Source organism: Prevotella melaninogenica ATCC 25845 (assembly GCF_000144405.1).
Taxonomy (GTDB): domain Bacteria; phylum Bacteroidota; class Bacteroidia; order Bacteroidales; family Bacteroidaceae; genus Prevotella; species Prevotella melaninogenica.
This window is the reverse complement of record NC_014370.1, coordinates 446,192-467,638: the sequence shown is the minus strand read 5'-3', so window position 1 is coordinate 467,638 and position 21,447 is coordinate 446,192. Positions and strand designations below refer to the sequence as shown.

General features: G+C 41.1%; 27 protein-coding genes. 4 read left to right on the top strand and 23 right to left on the bottom strand.

The features are described from left to right. Positions 1-95 precede the first annotated feature (95 nt). Positions 96-3,071 carry a leucine-rich repeat domain-containing protein gene (locus HMPREF0659_RS01770; RefSeq protein WP_226893184.1) on the bottom strand — a complete coding sequence of 992 codons (2,976 nt, stop codon included), beginning with the start codon at positions 3,069-3,071 and terminating at the stop codon, positions 96-98. A 946-nt stretch (positions 3,072-4,017) separates the two neighbouring features. Here HMPREF0659_RS01770 and HMPREF0659_RS01765 point away from each other — a divergent pair. From HMPREF0659_RS01765 to HMPREF0659_RS01750, 4 genes are all read left to right on the top strand, one after another. Further along, positions 4,018-7,404, top strand: coding sequence for a SusC/RagA family TonB-linked outer membrane protein (locus HMPREF0659_RS01765; protein WP_013264268.1), 3,387 nt, complete (start codon positions 4,018-4,020; stop codon positions 7,402-7,404). Positions 7,405-7,416: 12 nt separating this feature from the next. Further along, entirely contained in the window at positions 7,417-9,330 is a 1,914-nt protein-coding gene (locus HMPREF0659_RS01760; protein ID WP_044045963.1) for a SusD/RagB family nutrient-binding outer membrane lipoprotein, read from the top strand. 226 nt (positions 9,331-9,556) lie between these two features. Then, complete coding sequence (locus HMPREF0659_RS01755; protein ID WP_226893183.1) at positions 9,557-10,102, top strand: hypothetical protein; 546 nt, start codon at positions 9,557-9,559, stop codon at positions 10,100-10,102. Between the two features lie 10 nt (positions 10,103-10,112). After that, the gene (locus tag HMPREF0659_RS01750) at positions 10,113-10,631 is read left to right on the top strand and encodes a hypothetical protein (protein ID WP_044045816.1); all 519 of its coding nucleotides are present in this window, start codon (positions 10,113-10,115) and stop codon (positions 10,629-10,631) included. 76 nt (positions 10,632-10,707) lie between these two features. Here HMPREF0659_RS01750 and rplQ read toward each other — a convergent pair whose 3' ends face one another. The 22 genes from rplQ to rplP all read right to left on the bottom strand — a co-directional run bounded on the left by rplQ (position 10,708) and on the right by rplP (position 21,435). Further along, complete coding sequence (rplQ, locus tag HMPREF0659_RS01745) at positions 10,708-11,190, bottom strand: 50S ribosomal protein L17 (protein WP_013264666.1); 483 nt, start codon at positions 11,188-11,190, stop codon at positions 10,708-10,710. A 58-nt stretch (positions 11,191-11,248) separates the two neighbouring features. After that, positions 11,249-12,247 (bottom strand): DNA-directed RNA polymerase subunit alpha, encoded by a 999-nt coding sequence (locus tag HMPREF0659_RS01740; RefSeq protein WP_004361631.1) that lies wholly within the window; start codon positions 12,245-12,247, stop codon positions 11,249-11,251. Between the two features lie 14 nt (positions 12,248-12,261). After that, a complete protein-coding gene (gene rpsD / locus HMPREF0659_RS01735; RefSeq protein ID WP_004361630.1) occupies positions 12,262-12,870 on the bottom strand; it encodes a 30S ribosomal protein S4 in 609 nt (202 codons plus the stop codon). Positions 12,871-12,907: 37 nt separating this feature from the next. Further along, positions 12,908-13,297 (bottom strand): 30S ribosomal protein S11, encoded by a 390-nt coding sequence (rpsK, locus tag HMPREF0659_RS01730; protein WP_004383890.1) that lies wholly within the window; start codon positions 13,295-13,297, stop codon positions 12,908-12,910. Positions 13,298-13,317: 20 nt separating this feature from the next. Continuing rightward, the gene (rpsM, locus tag HMPREF0659_RS01725; RefSeq protein WP_004361628.1) at positions 13,318-13,698 is read right to left on the bottom strand and encodes a 30S ribosomal protein S13; all 381 of its coding nucleotides are present in this window, start codon (positions 13,696-13,698) and stop codon (positions 13,318-13,320) included. 97 nt (positions 13,699-13,795) lie between these two features. Beyond that, the gene (gene ykgO, locus HMPREF0659_RS01720; protein WP_004361627.1) at positions 13,796-13,912 is read right to left on the bottom strand and encodes a type B 50S ribosomal protein L36; all 117 of its coding nucleotides are present in this window, start codon (positions 13,910-13,912) and stop codon (positions 13,796-13,798) included. Between the two features lie 13 nt (positions 13,913-13,925). Beyond that, positions 13,926-14,144: a translation initiation factor IF-1 gene (gene infA, locus HMPREF0659_RS01715; RefSeq protein WP_004352768.1), complete on the bottom strand. Its 219-nt coding sequence runs from the start codon at positions 14,142-14,144 to the stop codon at positions 13,926-13,928. Positions 14,145-14,151: 7 nt separating this feature from the next. Next, positions 14,152-14,952: a type I methionyl aminopeptidase gene (map, locus tag HMPREF0659_RS01710; RefSeq protein WP_013263905.1), complete on the bottom strand. Its 801-nt coding sequence runs from the start codon at positions 14,950-14,952 to the stop codon at positions 14,152-14,154. A 16-nt stretch (positions 14,953-14,968) separates the two neighbouring features. After that, a complete protein-coding gene (gene secY, locus HMPREF0659_RS01705) occupies positions 14,969-16,309 on the bottom strand; it encodes a preprotein translocase subunit SecY (protein WP_004361625.1) in 1,341 nt (446 codons plus the stop codon). A gap of 4 nt (positions 16,310-16,313) precedes the next feature. Further along, positions 16,314-16,760, bottom strand: a complete 447-nt coding sequence (gene rplO / locus HMPREF0659_RS01700) for a 50S ribosomal protein L15 (RefSeq protein ID WP_004361624.1) — start codon at positions 16,758-16,760, stop codon at positions 16,314-16,316. Between the two features lie 26 nt (positions 16,761-16,786). Then, on the bottom strand, positions 16,787-16,963 hold the full coding sequence (gene rpmD / locus HMPREF0659_RS01695) for a 50S ribosomal protein L30 (protein WP_004361623.1): 177 nt from the start codon (positions 16,961-16,963) through the stop codon (positions 16,787-16,789). 19 nt (positions 16,964-16,982) lie between these two features. Next, positions 16,983-17,495: a 30S ribosomal protein S5 gene (gene rpsE, locus HMPREF0659_RS01690; protein WP_004361622.1), complete on the bottom strand. Its 513-nt coding sequence runs from the start codon at positions 17,493-17,495 to the stop codon at positions 16,983-16,985. Positions 17,496-17,501: 6 nt separating this feature from the next. After that, positions 17,502-17,846 (bottom strand): 50S ribosomal protein L18, encoded by a 345-nt coding sequence (rplR, locus tag HMPREF0659_RS01685; RefSeq protein ID WP_009435167.1) that lies wholly within the window; start codon positions 17,844-17,846, stop codon positions 17,502-17,504. A 21-nt stretch (positions 17,847-17,867) separates the two neighbouring features. After that, positions 17,868-18,434, bottom strand: a complete 567-nt coding sequence (gene rplF, locus HMPREF0659_RS01680; protein WP_009012402.1) for a 50S ribosomal protein L6 — start codon at positions 18,432-18,434, stop codon at positions 17,868-17,870. A gap of 14 nt (positions 18,435-18,448) precedes the next feature. Then, positions 18,449-18,844 (bottom strand): 30S ribosomal protein S8, encoded by a 396-nt coding sequence (rpsH, locus tag HMPREF0659_RS01675; protein ID WP_013264714.1) that lies wholly within the window; start codon positions 18,842-18,844, stop codon positions 18,449-18,451. Between the two features lie 125 nt (positions 18,845-18,969). After that, positions 18,970-19,272 carry a 30S ribosomal protein S14 gene (rpsN, locus tag HMPREF0659_RS01670; protein ID WP_004361619.1) on the bottom strand — a complete coding sequence of 101 codons (303 nt, stop codon included), beginning with the start codon at positions 19,270-19,272 and terminating at the stop codon, positions 18,970-18,972. Between the two features lie 5 nt (positions 19,273-19,277). Then, positions 19,278-19,832: a 50S ribosomal protein L5 gene (gene rplE / locus HMPREF0659_RS01665; RefSeq protein ID WP_004361618.1), complete on the bottom strand. Its 555-nt coding sequence runs from the start codon at positions 19,830-19,832 to the stop codon at positions 19,278-19,280. Then, positions 19,832-20,149 (bottom strand): 50S ribosomal protein L24, encoded by a 318-nt coding sequence (gene rplX / locus HMPREF0659_RS01660; RefSeq protein ID WP_004361617.1) that lies wholly within the window; start codon positions 20,147-20,149, stop codon positions 19,832-19,834. The genes rplE and rplX overlap by 1 nt, the downstream gene beginning before the upstream one ends. Before the next feature lie 20 nt (positions 20,150-20,169). After that, positions 20,170-20,535, bottom strand: a complete 366-nt coding sequence (gene rplN, locus HMPREF0659_RS01655; protein WP_004361616.1) for a 50S ribosomal protein L14 — start codon at positions 20,533-20,535, stop codon at positions 20,170-20,172. A gap of 2 nt (positions 20,536-20,537) precedes the next feature. Continuing rightward, positions 20,538-20,804, bottom strand: coding sequence for a 30S ribosomal protein S17 (gene rpsQ, locus HMPREF0659_RS01650; RefSeq protein ID WP_004361615.1), 267 nt, complete (start codon positions 20,802-20,804; stop codon positions 20,538-20,540). A gap of 2 nt (positions 20,805-20,806) precedes the next feature. Then, positions 20,807-21,001 carry a 50S ribosomal protein L29 gene (gene rpmC / locus HMPREF0659_RS01645; protein ID WP_004361614.1) on the bottom strand — a complete coding sequence of 65 codons (195 nt, stop codon included), beginning with the start codon at positions 20,999-21,001 and terminating at the stop codon, positions 20,807-20,809. 5 nt (positions 21,002-21,006) lie between these two features. Further along, entirely contained in the window at positions 21,007-21,435 is a 429-nt protein-coding gene (rplP, locus tag HMPREF0659_RS01640; RefSeq protein WP_004361613.1) for a 50S ribosomal protein L16, read from the bottom strand. Between the last annotated feature and the right edge of the window lie 12 nt (positions 21,436-21,447).

The following is a 21,447-nucleotide window of genomic DNA, read 5'->3' as shown; positions in this document are numbered from 1 at the left end:
ACTTATAGAAAAACAATCCCGAAAGTTTATAATGACCTTCGGGATTGCTAATTCTACTCTTTCCGCTTTCTCATGCGGACAAGTTTGATGTCATTCTATTCAACTGCTACAACTTTTGAATAACCCTTCGCTTTAACAATATAGATACCTGATGGTAGACTAACCGTCTTATGCTCTCTTACAATAGTAGAGAACATCAATTTGCCACTTAAGGTATAGACTTGCAAGTGTGTAGGCGTTCCTGTCATAAAACTTAGATAATTCTTACCCCCAGAGACTTTAAAAGCATCAGTAGTAGAAGCATCTATTTGTGACGAAACTGTGAAGATTCCTCCAATAGTCACAGAAGAAATAACCTTAAAATTAGGAGAATCCACTTCTTCATCATTAAGTGTCAAAGTTTCAAGTTTATATCCAGATGCGGGTATCGCTTTAATGACAAGATCTGTATTCTTAGCCACCTTTGTACCTGTCAGAACCTCAACGCCATCTGTTGTAAATACCTTTAACGTTCCAGATTCAGGCTCCTGTATTGTAATATACGCCATGTTACAACCTGTTCCATCGCCCTCATAATCAATCGTCCAACCCTTCAACTTAGCGATAGATGATTCTGCATGCTCAGCGTCATTATACTCTCCAGCTTTTTCACCATGAACGAAAAGCGTGTTACCACGTGGCATCTTTCCACTCTGAAGTTTAGGATAACGTGAAAGGCTATAATAAAGATCATTTAAAGTACATGCATCCCATCTATTACCACCTACATTCAGATAGGTCAATCGTTCATGCCCCGTAAGGTCCAGCCCCTCTAATCTATTGCCATCAACAGTAAGTGTCACAAGTTGAAGATTATTCTTTAAGTCTAAGTTTGAGACTGAATTATTAGATAGCTGCAATGTCCTCAATGCAGGGTTCTTGCTAACATCAAGAGCAGTAATCTTATTATTTGAAACATAAAGTTCTACGAGTTCTGGCATATCCCTCACGTCAACTGCCTCTATCTCATTACTACTTATATTCAAATAAACGAGTTTCTTGTTATGACTTAAATCTAAACTTTCTAACCAGTTATTTTTGACATCAAGATAAGCTAAATCGACAGCACCTGTAATATCTATATTTTCAACTTGATTACCATAAGCACGTAAATTAATAAGTTTACTATTCTTGCTAACATCCAAGGAACTGAGGTCTGAATAAGAACAATCAAGAGATTCAAGATTCGATAGCTTTGAAACATCTATGGACGTAATAGAATTCATATACGTAGAAAGAGAACGTAAATGAATATTATGACTCAAATCGATAGCAGTTATCTTATTATCAACACCTACACCTGGATAACTTGAGAAATCAGCTCCTGTAACAGCACCATATATCGTTACAATCGCTCCAGATGTTTGCCCCTCTACTGTTGTTGGAGTTGATTTAACCTTCACTTTTACAAGTTCACCATCTCCCCAATCAATTGAAACATCTTTATCCTCACCATTAACAGAAAGGAAATACTGTTGGTCTATACCTGTAGGAACTGTTAGTTTGATATAATCATCATCACCAGAAACACTAAAAATAGGTTTTACAACCGCCGCTTCAGATACGACAAATATACTGTCAGCTATTAATTTTCCATTCACCTCTACCCCAACGAACTTTGAGCCAGCAGGTGCTTTAGTATCTATCTTAATTGGAAAACCAGGCAGAACTTTCCCATTAACAGGTTCATAAGTTGCAAAATACCCATCATCAGGGATTTGACTTAGTGTGTAACTAATTCCATTTTCGGATGTTTGCATAGTTATAGAAACAGAATCCATAGACGCAGTAGCATCACCATGAACATCTAATTTATAAGAATTGTCGGCATCATCATCTAAAGTCCCAGTGTTGGCATGCTCGTAGTTAGACCCTAATAGGAAAACATTTGTACGATAAGAATTACCGGTATGTGACGGCATTGCTTTGAATGTGAAGTTAAGTGACTGAGGAGTAGTATTCTTACAGTCACGCATATCAAGGTGATTAAGTCTATTAGTACCGATAGCACCATGCATATCAAGGAATTGTATTCCAGTATTCCGTACGCTCACACTACGTAAAAACCGTTGGTGAGATAAATCAATACGTTGTATCTTCGTATTATCAATATTAATTGTATAAAGATTTGCAAGATTAGACACATCTAAACGAGACAACTTCGTATCACTAAGTTCAAGCGTTGTTACATTCTTGTTACCACTTAAGTCAAGCTTTGCAATGTCGGTATTAGACGCATCAAGCATGATAAGCTCTGGGTTATTAATAAGGTTTAGCTCAGTTATCTTCGTTCCCTTTATAAGAAGCTTTTCAAGTTTAGTTTGTTGCGTAACATCAATAGATGTTACTCCAACATTCCCTGTAATATCGACATCACGTAACTCTGGATAATTATTACCCAATTCTAACTCTAACAAACTACCGTTTGCAAGATTAAGATAACGGAGGTTAGGAAGACTAACAGGATAAAAGTGTGTAATATCTCCATCTGACATGTCGATATTTCGTAGTTCTGTACTGCCATCTGGAAATAAAACAGTTGCCAGAATTGTATTATGATTAGCTGTAAAGTTAGTTAACTTCTTAAAATTACGCAGGTCTAAACGCGTAATTTTATTATAGCTAAGGTCAAGTGTAACAAGATTAGGAGCACCTAAGAAATCAACACCTTCGTAGGTTAATTCGTTCTTCTTTGCTTCAATTTGCTTTAAATTAGGCTGATTCTTAAAAGCAAGATATGTTGCTTTTGCCTCAGAAACTTCAACAGCAGAAAAATCACCATAAACAATAATTGTGTCTTTCAGTAACTTTCCTGTTACCTTCTTATTATTACTCCATCCTTCTAACGTAGCCTCTTGTTTATTACCATCTCCCCAGTCAACAAACACTTTGCTGGTTTCATCGGTTCGAGTAACACGGAATTCAAAGTCTTGCCCTACGGCTGTAGATGTTGCAATCCTCATTTCACCATTTGTTTGTGCGAACGTCACTAAAGACACAAACAAAGAAAACATCAGTAAAAATTTCTTCATAAGCTGTAATGTCTAAGCACTTTATAAGAAAGGTTTATCAAACGACAGAATATAGAAATTAACCATAGTTCTGTCTACCAAAGCGTAAAGAACATCGTGATAGTGCTATTAAACCACAATATAAATCACACTTTTGATTGCAAATATAAGTAAAATAAATATAACATGCAATATATTGTAACATTGACTATTATCATTTATTACATACCGCAGAATAAGAGTCAGGTGTAAGTCCACAACGAATACTTAGATTTTGACATTAACGAATAAAGGAACATGAACTATACTACATCACCTGAAACATCTGAAAAATCGAGATTTTTAGGTAACAAAGTCTATTGTCGCATGGTAGAAGATGAGGGAATTGTAAGGCATTACTGATTGTAAGTAGCTGATTAGCCTATTCTCTCTACTTCGTTACAAATAATCATCTTAGTCATCTTAACCAAAGGACAACTCTTTCCGACCCACTCTCTTGTCTACTTATCTACTTGCGAGCACCTCATTTTATCGCCTTTACATATTTACAAAAATTAATCGCCATTTTTATTGCTTAATATATTTATTTTATTTATATTTGCTCACATAATAAAAACTATATAAATAACCGTTAAGCAACACTTTATGTGTCGTAAAACATACTAACACTAACCTACAATCGAAATTACAATATCTACAATACTTAAAAACCATCTTTAGAGTATCAATCTGTTTACTCAAAGATATCAGAAGTTATTAATAAGAACCTATAACTAAACAAATAAAAGTCTCTCTCAATAAGAGTTACAAGAGCGATAAATTCATTGCGGTAATAGCTGCTACACATAGCTAATATTCAAAACAACAAAACCTAACACAAAGAGCTGATACAGAATGAAAGTGAAATAGAGACATATATAAAACCTAAACAATAAATTTTACATATTAATCTTTAACTATAAGCAAAATGAACAACAAGCAGAACAAAGCGCAAGCCTTATGGCGAATCTGTATGATGGCACTGATATGGATGTTCGCTACTGAGCTTTATGCGCAAAATGTCACGGTTAGTGGCATTGTGAAAGACCCAACGGGCGAGCCTGTAATCGGTGCTTCGGTAACGGTGAAAGGTACAAATATGGGTACTGTGACTAATATCGACGGGCAATACACCCTACAATGCCCCACAAAAGGCACGTTAGTATTCTCATACTTGGGAATGAAGCCTAAAAATGTAGATATTAATGGTCGACAACAGATAAACGTTGCCCTTGAAGAAGAAGCCACTGCGCTTAATGATGTGGTGGTTACGGCATTGGGAATTAAACGACAAACAAAAGCATTGGGTTATGCTGTCACCGAACTGAAAAGCGATGAACTGGAACGAGCCAACACGGTTTCTCCTGTTACAGCATTGCAAGGTAAGGTGGCTGGTGTAGAGATCAGCCAGTCAGACGGTGGAATGTTTGGTTCTACTAAAATTCAAATAAGAGGTGCATCTACTCTTAATGCCAACAACCAACCTATCTTTGTAGTAGACGGTGTGATATTAGATAATGCTACAAGCCAATCAGGGGACGCTGACTGGAATAGCAATATCAACGACTATGGTAATCAACTAAAGAACCTTAACCCCGACGACTTTGAGAGTGTAAGTGTACTAAAAGGTGCTGCCGCAACAGCATTATATGGTTCACGTGGTTTGAATGGTGCTGTAGTAATTACCACTAAAAGTGGGAAAGCAGGCAAAGGTGTTACTGTGAAGGTTTCGCAAACAGTAGGATTAGAAACAGTCTATCGTTCACCAGATCTACAAAACACTTATATGATTGGTGCTTTCCCTGGTGGTGTAGACTATGGAGACGAATACACCGCCACGGGCAATCTTTGGAGCGATAACATGACATCGTTCGCTCGTAACTCTAAAGGTGAATACTCGCTCATCGAACAATATGGTAACTATGCTTGGGGACCTGATATCTCATGGGCTGAGGGTAAACAGTTTGAACAGTATGATGGAACAATGGGAACGGCGAAGATGTTCCCAAACAACTATAAAGATGCTTACGACACAGGCTTTAATACCAATACGAATGTATCATTGCAAGGTGGTAATGATCGTACACAATTCTACGCTTCAGCATCTTATAAATACAATAAGGGTACTACACCACGCAACACCTTTAACCGTCTGTCGTTCTTAGGAAAAGCTTCACAAAAGATTGGGAACATCATGACGGTAGATTTCAGCGTGAACTTTACGCAATCACAGCCCCGTAATGCACCATTAAACATTGGAGAATACTTTGCTAATAGTACGTTCCCACGTGAATACGACGTTAATCGTTATCGTAACCTTTACAAAGGGGAACATGGTGGACTTGCCAGCGAAAGATATGGTGATCTCTATCGTGCTGTACCTGGCAAGGAACTGTGGTGGAGTATCTTTGAAAACGATTACAAACAAACAGAAACCATGTTCAGGCCTGTGCTTAACATCAATATTCAAGCACTGCCTTGGCTACAACTTTCAACTGGTGGTTCGCTCAACTATTATGCCATCGATGGCGAGCTAAAAGCCCCTGGTAGTGGTTATGCCAACGAAGGTGGGTCTTATGCACTCTCACACACGCACACTACACAAGAGAACCTGTACCTTGCGGCCAACCTAAACTATCAAATTAATAAGGACTGGGAAGTACATGGGTTCTTACGCGAGGAATATTTTAACCAATATGCACAGTATAATAGCGAGAGTACGAACGGTGGACTTATTGTGCCCAACCAATTCTTTATCAAGAATTCAAAACAACAAGCCAGCTTTAATGCGTATAAATTCAACACCAAGCGTATCGTCTCTACCATCTTTATGATTGGAACAAGCTGGAAGAATCAACTATTCTTGGACATAACGGGACGTAACGACTGGTCCTCAGCCTTGGTTTACAGCTACGGAACAGGTAATTTCTCTTATTTCTATCCTTCTGTTTCGGGCTCATGGATCATCACAGAAACCTTCAAAGACAAACTTCCAAAATGGGTTAGCTTTGCAAAGGTACGCGGTTCTTGGGCGCAGGTGGGAAACGACACCTCTCCTTATTATATAAATTCGGGCTATTCTGTGGCAACATATCAACGTGGCGACAAGAAAATCTATGGAATGACTATCCCTGAGAATATGAAGAGTACCAACTTAAAACCTGAACGTAAGAATGCTTGGGAAGTGGGACTTGACTGGCGTTTCTTTGACAGTAGGATTGGGGTAGACCTCACCTATTATAAGGAGAACACTCGAAACCAAATTATGACTATCAATGTACCTTGGGAATCGGGCGTAAAAGAAAAGCTAATCAACGCTGGTAATATACAGAACTCAGGTATAGAAATAGCACTCAACACAACTCCTATAAAGAAGAAACAATGGCAATGGGACCTAAATTTCACCTACACTCGCAACCGCAATAAGATTGTAGAACTAAGTCCTGATGTAACCTCTTACATTAATCTGGATGGTGCAGCAAACTATGGTAACTACCGCATAGCATCTGTTGCCAAAGTAGGCTCCGACTATGGTATGCTAATGTCTGACTCTTGGATAAAGACCGACGAAAAGACTGGCAAACCAGTGGTAGGCTACACTAACAAATTCCGAACAGTGTATTATAAGCGCGGAGGTACTGTGAAAGAAGTTGGATCGATGTTGCCTAACTTCCTTGGATCACTAAACTCTACCCTAAGATGGAAAGACCTTAGTCTCTATGTGCTATTTGACGCACGCTTTGGAGGATACGTTGCTTCGTATAACTCACGCTACGCAACTGCATACGGTTTCTCTGGAGAGACCGAGAAATACCGTAAGGGGATGACCTGGACCAGCAAATACGCTAATGCGCAAGATAAGGTGTTTACTGATGGCTTTATCCCTGATGTCGTTTTCGATGCAGGAACTATTGTTACCACACCAGGAGGAACTAACCAAGACGTTAGTGGAATGACCTATCAGGAGGCTTATGAAAAAGGTTATGTAGAACCTGCACACCTACAAAGTGCTGCATACTTTAAGAATAGCTGGGGAACAGGTGTTATTAACGATGATTGGTTTAAGAAAATCAACTACATCGCTCTGCGAGAAATAACTCTCTCGTACAACGTTCCAACCAAAATTAGCAGCTATATCGGTGCAAAGAACTTATCCCTTAGTTTCACCGGACGTAACTTGGCATACCTACTGAACACTGCGCCAAATCACGAGAATCCTGAATCGGTACGTGGAACAGGAGCTGCGCAGTTCCGTATGCGATCATTTATGCCTTACACAGCAAGCTATCTCTTCACATTAAACGCTACATTCTAAATGCCTTTCATTATGAAACAGAATATTATAAAATTCAAGTCGCTCGCCTTTGGTATATGTGCCACATGCATGGTACTGGTAACAGGATGCAGCGAAAGCGAATACGCAAAAATAAATACTGACCCATCGACTATCGCCGAAGGAAATCCTGTGTTCTTGTTTACTCAGGAACAGGTGCAATACCAACCCTTCGATTACCTGCTATGGTATTACGATGGGGCTTACACGTCAAAAATAGTTCAGGCATATTCACCATCAAGTAGTTTTAATGACTTGTATAACAAGTTGGCTGAACTGGGCGGTGTGGGTTCTCAGCTTATTTATGTTAAACGATACGAGAACGATATTAAAGCTACTATCGATAAGATGCCAGCCAACAAAGCTGCTCAATACTCACACCTTTCGGCTATGGCAAACGCTCTAACAGTTTACATGGGACTGTTCGATACCGACCTCTTTGGTTCAAGACCTTACTCTGAAGCTGCACAAGCCAAGTATGGGGGCACATTAACTCCTAACTACGAATCGCAAGAGAGTCTATTCGACCAATGGTTGACTGAACTAAACACCGATCTGGATAAGCTGAAGTCAACGACAACGCAGATAAGTGTTGGAGACAATGACTTAGCCTACGGGGGAGATACTAAGAAATGGGTGAAATTTATAAACGGCATAAAACTTAAAATTGCAGTAAGACTTCTTCACCAAAACAAAGCTAAAGCCTTAAAAATAGCAGAAGAAGTGGGTGCTGATGATGCAAACGTAATGCAATCTATTGCAGACGACTATGTATATAATAAAGGTACAGGTGGAGATGGTGGCAACAACACCTATGGAAGTGATAATAGTGTGAACTTAGGTGTTAGCAGCAAAAACGTTATCGACTTCATGAAACGTAACAAAGATCCACGTATGTTGGTGATGTTTACCAAAAACGATTTCAACTCTGAGGTAGTACAAGCATTCTTTGATGCACAAGCAAGAGGGGATAACAACTGTGCTATTCCTAAATATATTTTAGACCAGGTGAACTATACCACAGATGCTTCTGGCAAGAAACATTTCGACAGTTGGAAAGGTGATGGGGAACCATGGGTGCGCTATCAGGGATTACCTATCGGTATGGCTATATCTGAAAAGACAGAATACACTGGCGTCAACAATTATTTTGTAACAACCAGATGGAAAGTAACTGACGGAGAAAAAACAAAAACCTACTCACCGCTATCGTACTTTAACGAGGAATTAGTGCGTGGCCGCGTTGACTTCACTTTCCCAACAGCTCCAAAAGGTAAGGTGGTACAAGACACTGAAGATAACCCACTTTACGAGATGACCCTTTCCACAGCTGAAATGAACCTCTATCTGGCTGAGTTTAAGTTACTGGGTGCTAACTTGCCTCATACTGCAGCCGAATATTTCAAACTTGGCGTTGAGGCTTCAGCTAAGGCTTATAACCGTTTAGCGATACTGAACAAAATACCTTATTATGATAAGGCACATTGTAACGACAAGTTAGACGAGCCTGTTACATACGACGATGCAGCCATTGCTACGATGATGGCTAATTCTGACTACCAACTAACAGGTAATGTGCCAAGCGATTTAGAGAAGGTTTACATCCAATTGTATCTACATTTCTTCTATCAACCACTTGAGCAGTTTGTAACAGTGCGCCGCTCTGGCGTTCCTAAAGTTGGTAGCTCGCTCATTCCTTGGATTACAATGAAGCCCAACACTGAGTTGCCTCGCCGATTCTATATCGCTCAACCCGATCCAGCCGATAAAATGCGTACTATTATTGAAACTGCGATGACGCAGCAAGGATTCACCTTTACAGATGGACAAAGACCTGAACTGCTTAACTCTGAAAGGGTGTGGTACGACAAGGGGGCTCCAAACTTTGGTGAAGGTCCTAACTACTAATAGGGAGACTTGCAGAATAAAGAGGCATCAATAAACGCTATGAAGAAGCAAGTGGGTATAAACACCCAATAAACTTGCGCTCACCTGCCTCAAGATTGTTTTCGTTAGATTATTGAAAGAGGGTGTGTCAATTATGAACACACCCTCCTTCGTGAAATAAATGGATTACAAGAGACTTTAGGTCTCTTTTTGTCACTTATACCAAAATCTCATCTTTAATCGTCGAATGCTCCTTAACCAACTATTCAAGCCAACAGCTGAAAACTATCAGCTGTTAAAGGAATTCAACGAAACACTTAAAGAAGTAGTAATTAAAAACTATCAACAAAGCAGAGAGTTGTATTACAACACAAAGAAAATATTGGCAGATAGTGGAAGTAGTTTGCTGTTTGAGGGTGTAGAGTGTAAAATCTTCTTAGAAAAAAACAAACAATACTCGAACAGTAATCCTTTTCAAGGAGAAGAATCAGAAATGATATGGGAGATTCTCAATGATGAAGGCTATAACGACATCTATTGCAAATATGGTTGCTGCATGAGTTTTGACGGATATCATGGAGAGGAAGACGACAAGACAGATATGGAACTCATGGGAATGCAAGATGCGAATGATTGTTGGAATGAAGGGTTAGACCGAGAATGGAGTTACGACTTACACCTTCATCAGCATTTCCACAATCTATACGACCATACAAGCTTCAGTATCATCGACTTTATTTATGTTAGGGACTTCTACACAAAGTTTGAACTAAAATTTAATCAGAATACTTAAACAAGAATAAATGGAAAGAAAAGAGTTATGCATAATCTCCGACTCTGATATCCCAGCTGGTTCTGGAGGTATCAACGGAGAAGGCTATACATACGGACAATTACGTCATCAACCCATTATCACAGAGATATTACAACGTATCACCCACCCTATTGCACGTCAAATGGCAGAGGAATGTAACGAACGTAACAGCAGAGATGGGTTTACGATGTATAAAGTAGATGGGGAATACTGCTTTGAAGGGCTACGTGTTGGTCCAAAGGTTAAGATACCAGAAAAAGACGAATTATTAGCTCTGTTAGGTGATCAACCCGTCAACGCTGCAACTATCCGTAACATCACTTATACGCTCATACGCGAAGAATTAGCACGTTTATACGGGACATCTGTACAAGAAGCAGCAGACATCATTGGAAACCAACTTGACTGCGCCCCGCACGAAGACATCTCTGGCTATATCTTTATGGTACCCAACTGGGCACATAAATGGTTCCGCCACAATGGCTATGTAGCAAGAATGCTAAAGTAGAAAGCTTAATCTACAAAAAAACTCCCGATACATTAAGTACCGGGAGTTCTTTATATAGAGATAAAATCTATTCGGATTATTCAGCCTTTGCTTCTTCAGCAACGTTCTCAGCAGCCTCTGCAGGTGCATCAGCCTTCTTTGTAGAACGACGGCTACGACGAGTCTTCTTAGCATCAGCCTTTGGAGACTTAGCCATATTCTCATTGTAGTCAACCAACTCGATGAATGCTATCTGAGCAGCGTCACCCTGACGAGTACCGAGCTTGATAACGCGTGTATAACCGCCTGGACGATCAGCTACCTTAACTGAAATCTCCTTGAAGAGCTCAGTAACAGCCTCTTTGTTCTGAAGATAACGGAATACAACACGACGTGAGTTAGTTGTATCATTCTTAGAACGTGTGATCAGCGGCTCAACATACTTCTTAAGAGCCTTTGCCTTAGCAAGAGTCGTAGTGATTCTTTTGTGCTGAATCAAAGCAACTGCCAAGTTTGAAAGCAACGCAGCGCGGTGGTCAGCAGTACGACCCAAATGGTTGAATTTCTTATTATGTCTCATTTTGTTTTTAACTTGTTGTGGATAAACCCGTCAACTTGTCGTTTAGACAACTCGTCAACTATTCTTTATCCAATTTATACTTTGTAATGTCGGTTCCAAACGACAGATTCAGACTCTCGAGCAAATCATCAAGCTCAGAAAGCGATTTCTTACCAAAGTTACGGAACTTAAGAAGATCCGTCTTGTTGTACTGTACGAGGTCGCCTAATGTCTCTACATCAGCTGCCTTCAAGCAGTTGAGTGCACGAACACTCAAATTGAGACTTGCGTCGGTCAACTTGGTCTTCAAGAGCTGGCGCATGTGCAGAACCTCCTCATCAAACTCTTGGTTGCCCTCCTGATCTGGATTCTCAAGAGTAATCTTCTCATCAGAGAACAACATGAAGTGATAAATAAGAATCTTTGCAGCCTCTTTCAGTGCATCCTTTGGGTGGATGGAACCATCTGTCGTAACTTCAACAACCAATTTGTCATAGTCGGTCTTCTGTTCAACACGATATGGCTCAACGGCATATTTTACGTTACGAATTGGGGTGTAGATGGAATCGATTGGGAGTACGTTTACATCAGTGCAGTATTCGCGATTTTCCTCAGCAGGAACGTAACCACGTCCCTTGTTGATGGTCAAATCAATCTGCATAGAAGCCTTGGAGTCTAAATGACAAATCACCAAATCAGGGTTTAACACTTCAAATCCAGTCAGATACTTACCGATATCACCTGCTTTGAATTCGGTGGAATTCTCTACGGTGATACTAACTTTCTCATTCTCGAATTCTTCTACTACTTGCTTGAATCGAACTTGCTTGAGATTCAAGATGATGTTGGTAACATCTTCCTTTACACCTGGAACTGAAGAGAATTCGTGCTCAACACCAGCTATACGGATAGTGTTGATAGCGAAACCTTCCAGCGATGAAAGGAGGATGCGGCGAAGAGCGTTACCAATGGTAACACCAAAGCCAGGCTCAAGAGGACGAAATTCGAACTTGCCGAAATGGTCATTGGCCTCCAGCATCACTACTTTATCAGGTTTTTGAAATGCTAATATCGCCATTAATTTAATGAATTTTATTGTTTAGAGTACAACTCAACGATTAACTGCTCCTTAATGTTCTCAGGGATGTCAGCACGGTCTGGACGATGGAGGAACTTACCGCACTTAGCGTTATCATCCCACTCGAGCCAAGGATACTTGCTGTGATTGAAGCCTGCCAAAGCAGCCTCGATAACCTCAAGTGACTTAGCCTTCTCGCGAACGCCTACAACGTCACCTGCCTTTACCTGATATGAAGCAATATTTACGACATTACCGTTAACAACAATGTGTTTGTGGCTAACGAGCTGACGAGCAGCTGCACGAGTAGGAGCGATACCAAGACGGAACACTACATTATCCAGACGGCTCTCAAGGCTCTGAAGAAGAACCTCACCAGTAATACCCTCTGCCTTTGCAGCCTTATCGAACAGATTACGGAACTGACGCTCCAAAACGCCATAAGTGTATTTAGCCTTCTGCTTCTCTGCAAGCTGAGCACCATACTCAGATACCTTGCGACGACGGTTATTACCGTGCTGTCCAGGAGGGAAGTTTCTCTTAGCTAATACCTTATCTGCGCCGAAAATTGGCTCACCGAAACGGCGTGCAATTCGTGATTTTGGACCTATGTATCTTGCCATAATTAATATGAATTCTTTTAATTGTTATAAGATGTGATTATACACGACGACGCTTTGGAGGACGGCAGCCGTTGTGTGGCAATGGAGTAACGTCAACGATTTCAGTTACCTGAATACCTGCTGCATTCACCGCACGGATTGCGCTCTCACGACCGTTACCTGGACCCTTAACGAATGCCTTAACCTTACGAAGACCGAGATCGAAAGCTACCTTAGAGCAATCCTCTGCTGCCATCTGAGCAGCGTAAGGTGTATTCTTCTTTGATCCACGGAATCCCATCTTACCAGCCGAAGACCAAGAGATAACCTGACCCTCGTTGTTAGCCAAAGATACAATGATGTTATTGAATGAGCTGTGTACGTGGAGCTGTCCCAACGCATCAACTCTTACATTTCTTTTTTTAGATGTTGCTGATTTCTTTGCCATAATTAATTTCCTCCTTAGAATTACTTAGTAGCCTTCTTCTTATTAGCAACAGTCTTCTTCTTTCCCTTACGGGTACGAGCATTGTTCTTAGTACTCTGACCGCGAACAGGAAGACCATTACGATGTCTAACACCACGATAGCAACCGATATCCATGAGGCGCTTGATGTTCATTTGGATCTCAGAACGGAGATCACCTTCAACTTTGAATTCAGCACCGATAATTTCACGGATCTTGGCTGCCTGGTCATCAGACCACTCGCTGACCTTCAGGTCACGGCTAATACCAGCCTTATCCAATATCTTTGCTGAACTACTTCGACCAATACCATAGATATAGGTCAATGCGATTTCGCCACGCTTATTCTGGGGCAAATCTACTCCAACAATTCTTATTGCCATTGTTTGATAATTAAATAAATAAATGTCATTTACCGCTAAAAAGCACGCAAAGGTAAGCATTAATTACGAGAAAACTTACTCTTTACGCTTTTTTAACTTAACCCTGACGTGTTTTGAACTTAGGGTTTTTCTTGTTAATAACGAACAGACGACCCTTACGACGAACGATCTTGCAGTCAGCTGTACGCTTCTTTAATGATGCTCTTGTCTTCATATCTCTATGTTGTTTATTTGTATCTGAAAACGATTCGACCTTTAGTTAAATCGTATGGACTCATCTCAACCTTCACCTTGTCACCAGGAAGAATCTTGATGTAGTGCATTCTCATTTTACCGGAAATATGAGCGGTGATGTCAACACCATTCTCTAATTCCACTCGGAACATTGCATTTGAAAGTGCTTCAAGAATTGTTCCATCCTGCTCTATTGCAGTTTGCTTTGCCATATACTAATTAAAAATTTTGTCCTTCTAAATGTTCAACTTCCTCAAAAGAAGATAAAATATCAGCCTTACCAGCCCTAATCGCAATAGTATGCTCAAAATGGGCTGCCGGATGACGATCACGTGTAACGATACTCCAACGATCAGGTAATAAACCAATTTCTCGTTTACCCATAGTTACCATCGGTTCTATCGCAATACACATTCCTGCCTTAAGCAATACTCCACTCCCACGCTTACCATAATTGGGAACGGATGGCTCCTCATGCATCTCACGACCAATACCATGTCCTGTTAATTCACGAACTATACCATAACCTTGTGCTTGGCAATAATCCTGAATCACTTGACCAATATCACCTACATGATGACCTGCTTGTGCTACCTCAATACCCTTATAAAGGGATTCCTTCGTTGTACGAAGCAACTTCTTGACATCTTCACTTACTTCCCCAACACAAAAAGTATAACAACTATCTCCGTTGAAACCATTAAGTAAAGTCCCACAATCAACAGAGATAATATCTCCATCTTTCAAAACTACATCCTCACTTGGCACCCCATGCACCACAACATCGTTTACAGACGCACAGATACTGCCAGGGAAAGGAGGTCCATAAGAACTTGGATAACCTTTGAATGTGGGTATAGCACCATTGTCACGAATAAACTCTTCAGCTATTTTATCTAACTGGAGAGTTGTGACACCAGGCTTGACATGATGACCAACTTCTGCCAGTGTTTTACCGACCAGCAGGTTGGCCTCACGCATGAGTTCAATTTCATCTTCAGTCTTTAGAAATATACTCATTTCTTAAGATAAAGATTTAATAGGCTGCAACACCACTATTGCCACGTGTATGTCCAGAATTGAGAAGTCCATCATAGTGACGCATCATCAAATGTGACTCAATCTGCTGGAGTGTGTCAATAACAACACCAACAAGAATCAACAATGAAGTACCACCAAAGAACTGACCAAATGCATCAGCAACATTTAAATACCCTGCTAATGCTGGCATAATAGCAATAAAAGCGATAAACAAAGCTCCTGGTCCCGTAAGACGAGACATAACAGTATCAATGTAATCTGCAGTATCCTTTCCAGGTTTAACGCCAGGGATAAAACCGTTGTTACGCTTCATATCCTCAGCCATCTGAGTTGGATTAAGTGTAATCGCAGTATAGAAATAAGTAAACACTACGATAAGAAGCACATAAATACAGTTATAAGCCAAACTTTTCGTGTTCATCAAAGACTGAAGTACTGAACTTGTACTATCAGATGAATACTGAACGATTGCCAACGGAATAAACATCAATGCTTGCGCAAAGATAATAGGCATTACGTTAGCTGCGAAAAGTTTCAATGGAATATACTGACGTGCACCACCATATTGTTTATTTCCAACAACACGCTTAGCATACTGCACAGGAATCTTACGAGTTCCCTGTGTCAGAAGTATAGCCGCACATACAACAGCATAAAGGATGATAATCTCAATGATAAGCATCACAATACCACCACCGATAGCTTCTGAAACACGGTTACCGAATTCCAAAATAAGCGCTTGTGGCAGACGCGCAATGATACCAATCATAATGATAATAGAGATACCGTTTCCGACACCTTTATCCGTAATACGCTCACCGAGCCAAAGAATGAACATTGAACCAGCTGCAAGAATAATTGTAGCTGGAATCATAAATGTAGTCCAATCAATACCTGATGCTAACGCACCAGCGGCCTGCATTTTTAAGTTCATCAGGTAAGACGGTGCCTGAAACAGTAGGATCACTACTGTCAGGACACGCGTATACCAATTTATCTTCTTATGGCCACTCTCGCCTTCACGCTGCATCTTCTGAAAATAAGGTACAGCGACGGCAAGGAGCTGCATAACGATAGAAGCTGAGATGTATGGCATAATTCCTAATGCGAAGATTGACGCATGAGAAAATGCACCACCGGAGAACATGTCCAAAAGTGACATAAGACCGCCCTTGGTCTGTGCCTGCAATTTTTCCAACAGGGTAGGATTGATGCCAGGAAGCACCACAAACGACCCAAACCGGTAAATAGCTGTGAACAGAATAGTAATGAGAAGTCGCTGACGCAAATCCTCAATTTTCCAACAGTTCTTCAGTGTCTCAATAAACTTTTTCATTAACTTAGATTATAGTTGTGTTACCACCTACTGCCTTGATAGCCTCTTCAGCAGTCTTAGAGAAGGCATTTGCTGAAACCTCCAACTTAGCCTTCAATTCACCATTACCGAGAACCTTAACAAGTTCCTTACCATTGGTAAGTCCAGCAGCCTTAAGCTCCTCAACACCAATCTTAGTAAGATTGTTCTTCTCAGCAAGTGCCTGAAGAGTAGAAAGATTTACAGCGAAATATTCCTTGTGGTTGATGTTCTTGAAACCAGCCTTCGGTACACGACGCTGGAGAGGCATCTGACCACCCTCAAAGCCAATCTTCTTCTTATAACCAGAACGTGACTTTGCACCCTTATGACCACGAGTAGAAGTACCACCGAGTCCAGAACCTGGACCACGACCAATACGACGACGTGAATGTGTAGAGCCAACAGCTGGTTTCAAATTATTTAATTTCATAATTACTGTTTTCTTTAAAAGATTAATTAATCAATTACTGATACCAGGTGATGCACCTTACGGATCATACCTCGGCAGCTTGGAGTATCCTCTACCTCAACAACCTGAGAAATCTTACGAAGTCCCAATGCCTGCAAAGTTTCCTTCTGGTCCTTAGGAGCACCAATACGGCTCTTAATCTGCTTAATCTTAATTGTTGCCATAATTTAATACCTCCTAAAATTAACCGTTAAATACTTTATCCATGCTAATACCACGCTCACCAGCGATTGTATATGCGTCACGCATATCAGCGAGTGCAGCGATAGTAGCCTTTACAAGGTTATGAGGGTTAGAAGAGCCCTTTGACTTTGCAATCACGTCAGTAACACCTGCGCTCTCAAGAACAGCACGCATAGCACCACCGGCCTTCAAACCAGTACCGGCAGCAGCTGGCTTAAGGAGAACATGAGCACCGCTAAAGCGAGCCTCTGCCTCATGAGGAACAGTACCCTTCAAAACAGGAACCTTAACAAGGTTCTTCTTTGCTGAATCTGTACCCTTCTGGATAGCAGCAGTAACCTCACCAGCCTTACCAAGACCCCAGCCAATAACGCCCTTACCGTCACCTACAACGACGATAGCTGCGAATGTGAAAGTACGACCACCCTTTGTAACCTTAGTTACACGGTTGATAGCAACCAAGCGATCTTTCAGTTCTACATCACTATTTACTTTTACTCTATTCATTGCCATAATCGTTTAGAATTTAAGTCCTCCCTCACGTGCAGCATCAGCCAAAGCCTGTACACGTCCGTGATAGAGATAACCGTTACGGTCAAAAACAACCTGCTCTACGCCAGCAGCCTTAGCATGCTCAGCAACGAGTGCACCAACCTTCTTAGCCTGTTCAATCTTAGCCATCTTATCAAGGCCAAGTGAAGAAGCAGAAGCGAGTGTTGTTCCTGTCAGATCGTTAATAACCTGTGCATAAATCTGCTTATTACTGCGGAAAACGCTCAAACGTGGGCGCTCAGCAGTACCGTTCACACTCTTACGAATGCGGAACTTTATCTTAATTCTTCTTTGTTCTTTCTTTGTTGTCATAATCGTAATGATGTATTAAAGTTACTTAGCTGCAGCTGTCTTACCAGACTTTCTGCGAATAACCTCACCCTGGAACAGGACACCCTTACCCTTGTAAGGCTCAGGCTTACGGAAAGAACGAATCTTTGCACAGATGAGACCAAGCAGCTGCTTGTCAGCTGATTCAAGAGTGATGATTGGATTCTGGTTACGCTCGCTCTTTGTCTCAACCTTAACTTCTGAAGGAAGCTGAATAAAGATTGGGTGAGTATAACCAAGAGAGAACTCTACCAAGTTACCCTGGTTAGAAACACGATAACCTACACCAACAAGTTCCAATGTCTTTTTGTAACCCTCACTTACACCAACAACCATATTGTTAACAAGTGAACGATAAAGACCGTGGAAAGCCTGCTTCTGCTTGTAGTTTACTGGGCTATTCTCATCAATTTCGAATGTTACCTGACCGTCCTCGATGATAGTCTTAATAGAAGAATCTACCTTCTGAGAAAGTTCACCCTTAGGACCCTTTACTGTAACAACACCATTGTTAAGAGCAACTGTAACGCCAGCTGGAACACTAATTGGTAATTTTCCTATTCTTGACATATTCAATCCTCCAATTAATAAACATAGCAAAGAACCTCACCACCGATCTTCTCTGCAGCAGCTTCCTTGTCTGTCATTACACCTTTAGACGTGGAAAGGATAGCAATTCCAAGTCCGTTAATTACTCTCGGCATGTCTTTGTAACCAGTATACTGGCGAAGACCTGGGGTAGAAACACGCTTCAACTTATTGATAGCGCTCTGCTTTGTTACAGGATCGTACTTAAGTGCGACCTTGATTGAACCTTGGGGACCATCCTCAATGAACTTATAGTTCAAGATGTAACCCTTCTCGAAGAGAATCTTAGTAATAGACTTCTTCAAGTTAGACGCAGGAACCTCAACAACACGGTGATGAGCCATGATTGCGTTTCTGAGTCTTGTCAGATAATCTGCTATTGGATCTGTCATAAAAATATAAAGTTTAATTAATCGGGACTACCCCGACAATATTAAAAAATCGCTTGAAAGCGGATAATGAACTGCAAAGATACAAAATAAATTTCACAATTCACTATCCGCGTCGATATATTTGCTTACCAGCTTGCCTTCTTAACTCCTGGAATGAGTCCCTGAGATGCCATCTCACGGAACTGAATACGAGAGAGACCGAACTGACGAATGTAACCCTTTGGACGTCCTGTTATCTTGCAACGATTGTGCAAACGGATTGGATTAGCATTCTTAGGAATAGACTGCAACTTGCGAGCAGCCTCATAAGCCTCTTCAGGATCATTTGAAGTAGCGATAATCTTCTTCAGAGCAGCGCGTTTCTCAGCATAGCGAGCAACAAGCTTTGCACGCTTTACCTCGCGAGCTTTCATTGATTCTTTTGCCATATCAATTAATCGTTTTTAGCATTCTTGAATGGAAGTCCGAAGCCCTTCAGCAAAGCATAACCCTCTTCATCAGTCTTAGCTGATGTAACGAAGGTAATGTTCATACCCTGGATGCGGTCAACCTGATCGATATTAATCTCTGGGAAAATAATCTGCTCGGTGATACCGAGAGTATAATTTCCACGACCATCGAACTTGCTCTCGATACCCTTGAAGTCACGGATACGTGGCAAAGATACGCGAACGAGTTTCTCGAGGAACTCATACATACGCTCACGACGCAGAGTTACCATAACGCCAATAGGCATCTTCTTACGCAACTTGAAGTTTGCAATATCCTTTTTAGAATATGTTGCAACAGCCTTCTGACCTGTGATAGAAGAAATCTCGTTCACTGCAACCTCGATAAGCTTCTTATCCTGAGTTGCATCACCAAGACCCTGATTGATAACAATCTTCTTCAAAACAGGCACCTGCATAGCTGAAGAATAGTTAAACTGCTTCTGCAAAGCAGGAGCAATCTGCTCCTTATACTGTTTCTTTAACTGAGCTGTATTCATTACTTAATTTCCTCCCCTGACTTTTTAGCGATACGCTTAACAGTCTTGCCTTCACGCTCAATCTTGATACGTGTAGCCTTACCGCTCTTCGGATCGATGAGACTTAAATTTGAGATATGAATTGCAGCCTCCTGCTTAACGATACCACCCTGAGGGTTAGCAGCAGAAGGTTTTGTGCTCTTAGAGACCATATTCACGCCCTCAACGATAGCACGCTCCTTGTCTGCGATGACCTTAAGCACCTTTCCAGTCTTGCCCTTGTCCGCACCGGCAAGAACAATGACCTGATCGTCTTTCTTTATATGGAATTTTGCCATTTTATTATTCTATTTAATAATTAAAGAACCTCAGGTGCCAAAGAAACGACCTTCATGTTCACTGCACGCAACTCACGAGCAACAGGGCCGAAGATACGGCTACCACGAATTTCGCCAGCATTGTTCAGCAATACACATGCATTATCATCGAAGCGGATGTATGAACCATCAGCACGACGAATTTCCTTCTTTGTGCGAACGATCAAAGCCTTTGATACTGCACCCTTTTTCAATTCACTTGATGGGATGACGTTCTGTACAGCAACTACGATAACGTCACCAACACTTGCGTAACGACGGCGAGTACCACCGAGTACACGAATGCACTTAGCTTCACGAGCACCGCTGTTATCACATACTGTAAGTTTTGATTCTGTCTGTATCATAATTACTTAGCTTTTTCTACAATTTGAACTAATCTCCATCTCTTTGTCTTAGAAAGAGGACGAGTCTCCATAATGAGCACTGTATCACCTACATTAGCCTCATTCTTCTCGTCATGAGCATGGTACTTCTTTGTCTTCTGGACAAACTTACCATAAATAGGGTGCTTCTCCTTGAACTTAGCTGCAATAACGATGGTTTTATCCATTTTGTTGCTGATAACGACACCCTGTCTTACTTTTCTTAAATTTCTTGTTTCCATCTGGACCATTGTTATTTATTAAGTTCTCTCTGAGAAAGTTCTGTTTTCATACGTGCTATATCACGACGAGCGGCCTTAATCTGAGATGGATTCTCAAGCGGAGTAATCTGATGATTCAGCTTCATCTTTGCGAGAGCTGTCTCAGCGTTCTCAATTTTCTCAACCAAATCCTTGGTTTCGAGTTCTTTTACTTCTTTAATCTTCATCTTTCTTAAGCGTTTTTATCGAAATCACGTCTAACAATAAACTTTGTCTTAACAGGCAGCTTCTGTGCAGCGAGGCGAAGAGCCTCCTTTGCAATATCAAAGCTTACGCCCTCTACTTCAAAGAGAACACGACCTGGAGTAACTGGTGCAACCCATCCTGCTGGATCACCCTTACCCTTACCCATACGAACATCGGCAGGCTTACGAGTGATTGGCTTATCAGGGAAGATGCGAATCCAGACCTGGCCCTGACGGTTCATATAGCGGTTTACTGCTATACGAGCGGCCTCAATCTGACGGCTGTCGATCCACTTAGCCTCAAGTGTCTTGATGCCGAATGAGCCGAAAGCCAGCTGTGTACCTCTGTGGGCGTTGCCTTTATTGCCACGTCCGTCTTGAGGTCTTCTATATTTTACTCTTTTTGGCTGTAACATGATAGCTTCTTC

What these genes read in the sequence shown, in the direction of transcription:
- HMPREF0659_RS01755 (WP_226893183.1), top strand. Translation starts at nt 9,557, where the DNA reads ATGCTCCTTAACCAACTATTCAAGCCAACAGCTGAAAACTATCAGCTG.
- rplE (WP_004361618.1), bottom strand. Translation starts at nt 19,832, where the DNA reads ATGAATACAGCTCAGTTAAAGAAACAGTATAAGGAGCAGATTGCTCCT.
- rpsE (WP_004361622.1), bottom strand. Translation starts at nt 17,495, where the DNA reads ATGGCAATGAATAGAGTAAAAGTAAATAGTGATGTAGAACTGAAAGAT.
- rplF (WP_009012402.1), bottom strand. Translation starts at nt 18,434, where the DNA reads ATGTCAAGAATAGGAAAATTACCAATTAGTGTTCCAGCTGGCGTTACA.
- rplR (WP_009435167.1), bottom strand. Translation starts at nt 17,846, where the DNA reads ATGACAACAAAGAAAGAACAAAGAAGAATTAAGATAAAGTTCCGCATT.
- rplN (WP_004361616.1), bottom strand. Translation starts at nt 20,535, where the DNA reads ATGATACAGACAGAATCAAAACTTACAGTATGTGATAACAGCGGTGCT.
- HMPREF0659_RS01765 (WP_013264268.1), top strand. Translation starts at nt 4,018, where the DNA reads ATGAACAACAAGCAGAACAAAGCGCAAGCCTTATGGCGAATCTGTATG.
- rpsQ (WP_004361615.1), bottom strand. Translation starts at nt 20,804, where the DNA reads ATGGTCCAGATGGAAACAAGAAATTTAAGAAAAGTAAGACAGGGTGTC.
- HMPREF0659_RS01760 (WP_044045963.1), top strand. Translation starts at nt 7,417, where the DNA reads ATGAAACAGAATATTATAAAATTCAAGTCGCTCGCCTTTGGTATATGT.
- rpmD (WP_004361623.1), bottom strand. Translation starts at nt 16,963, where the DNA reads ATGGCAACAATTAAGATTAAGCAGATTAAGAGCCGTATTGGTGCTCCT.
- rpsK (WP_004383890.1), bottom strand. Translation starts at nt 13,297, where the DNA reads ATGGCAAAGAAATCAGCAACATCTAAAAAAAGAAATGTAAGAGTTGAT.
- rplO (WP_004361624.1), bottom strand. Translation starts at nt 16,760, where the DNA reads ATGAAATTAAATAATTTGAAACCAGCTGTTGGCTCTACACATTCACGT.
- HMPREF0659_RS01770 (WP_226893184.1), bottom strand. Translation starts at nt 3,071, where the DNA reads ATGAAGAAATTTTTACTGATGTTTTCTTTGTTTGTGTCTTTAGTGACG.
- rpsH (WP_013264714.1), bottom strand. Translation starts at nt 18,844, where the DNA reads ATGACAGATCCAATAGCAGATTATCTGACAAGACTCAGAAACGCAATC.
- HMPREF0659_RS01750 (WP_044045816.1), top strand. Translation starts at nt 10,113, where the DNA reads ATGGAAAGAAAAGAGTTATGCATAATCTCCGACTCTGATATCCCAGCT.
- rplX (WP_004361617.1), bottom strand. Translation starts at nt 20,149, where the DNA reads ATGGCAAAATTCCATATAAAGAAAGACGATCAGGTCATTGTTCTTGCC.
- rpmC (WP_004361614.1), bottom strand. Translation starts at nt 21,001, where the DNA reads ATGAAGATTAAAGAAGTAAAAGAACTCGAAACCAAGGATTTGGTTGAG.
- HMPREF0659_RS01740 (WP_004361631.1), bottom strand. Translation starts at nt 12,247, where the DNA reads ATGGCGATATTAGCATTTCAAAAACCTGATAAAGTAGTGATGCTGGAG.
- rpsD (WP_004361630.1), bottom strand. Translation starts at nt 12,870, where the DNA reads ATGGCAAGATACATAGGTCCAAAATCACGAATTGCACGCCGTTTCGGT.
- rpsN (WP_004361619.1), bottom strand. Translation starts at nt 19,272, where the DNA reads ATGGCAAAAGAATCAATGAAAGCTCGCGAGGTAAAGCGTGCAAAGCTT.
- rplP (WP_004361613.1), bottom strand. Translation starts at nt 21,435, where the DNA reads ATGTTACAGCCAAAAAGAGTAAAATATAGAAGACCTCAAGACGGACGT.
- secY (WP_004361625.1), bottom strand. Translation starts at nt 16,309, where the DNA reads ATGAAAAAGTTTATTGAGACACTGAAGAACTGTTGGAAAATTGAGGAT.
- infA (WP_004352768.1), bottom strand. Translation starts at nt 14,144, where the DNA reads ATGGCAAAGCAAACTGCAATAGAGCAGGATGGAACAATTCTTGAAGCA.
- map (WP_013263905.1), bottom strand. Translation starts at nt 14,952, where the DNA reads ATGAGTATATTTCTAAAGACTGAAGATGAAATTGAACTCATGCGTGAG.
- rpsM (WP_004361628.1), bottom strand. Translation starts at nt 13,698, where the DNA reads ATGGCAATAAGAATTGTTGGAGTAGATTTGCCCCAGAATAAGCGTGGC.
- ykgO (WP_004361627.1), bottom strand. Translation starts at nt 13,912, where the DNA reads ATGAAGACAAGAGCATCATTAAAGAAGCGTACAGCTGACTGCAAGATC.
- rplQ (WP_013264666.1), bottom strand. Translation starts at nt 11,190, where the DNA reads ATGAGACATAATAAGAAATTCAACCATTTGGGTCGTACTGCTGACCAC.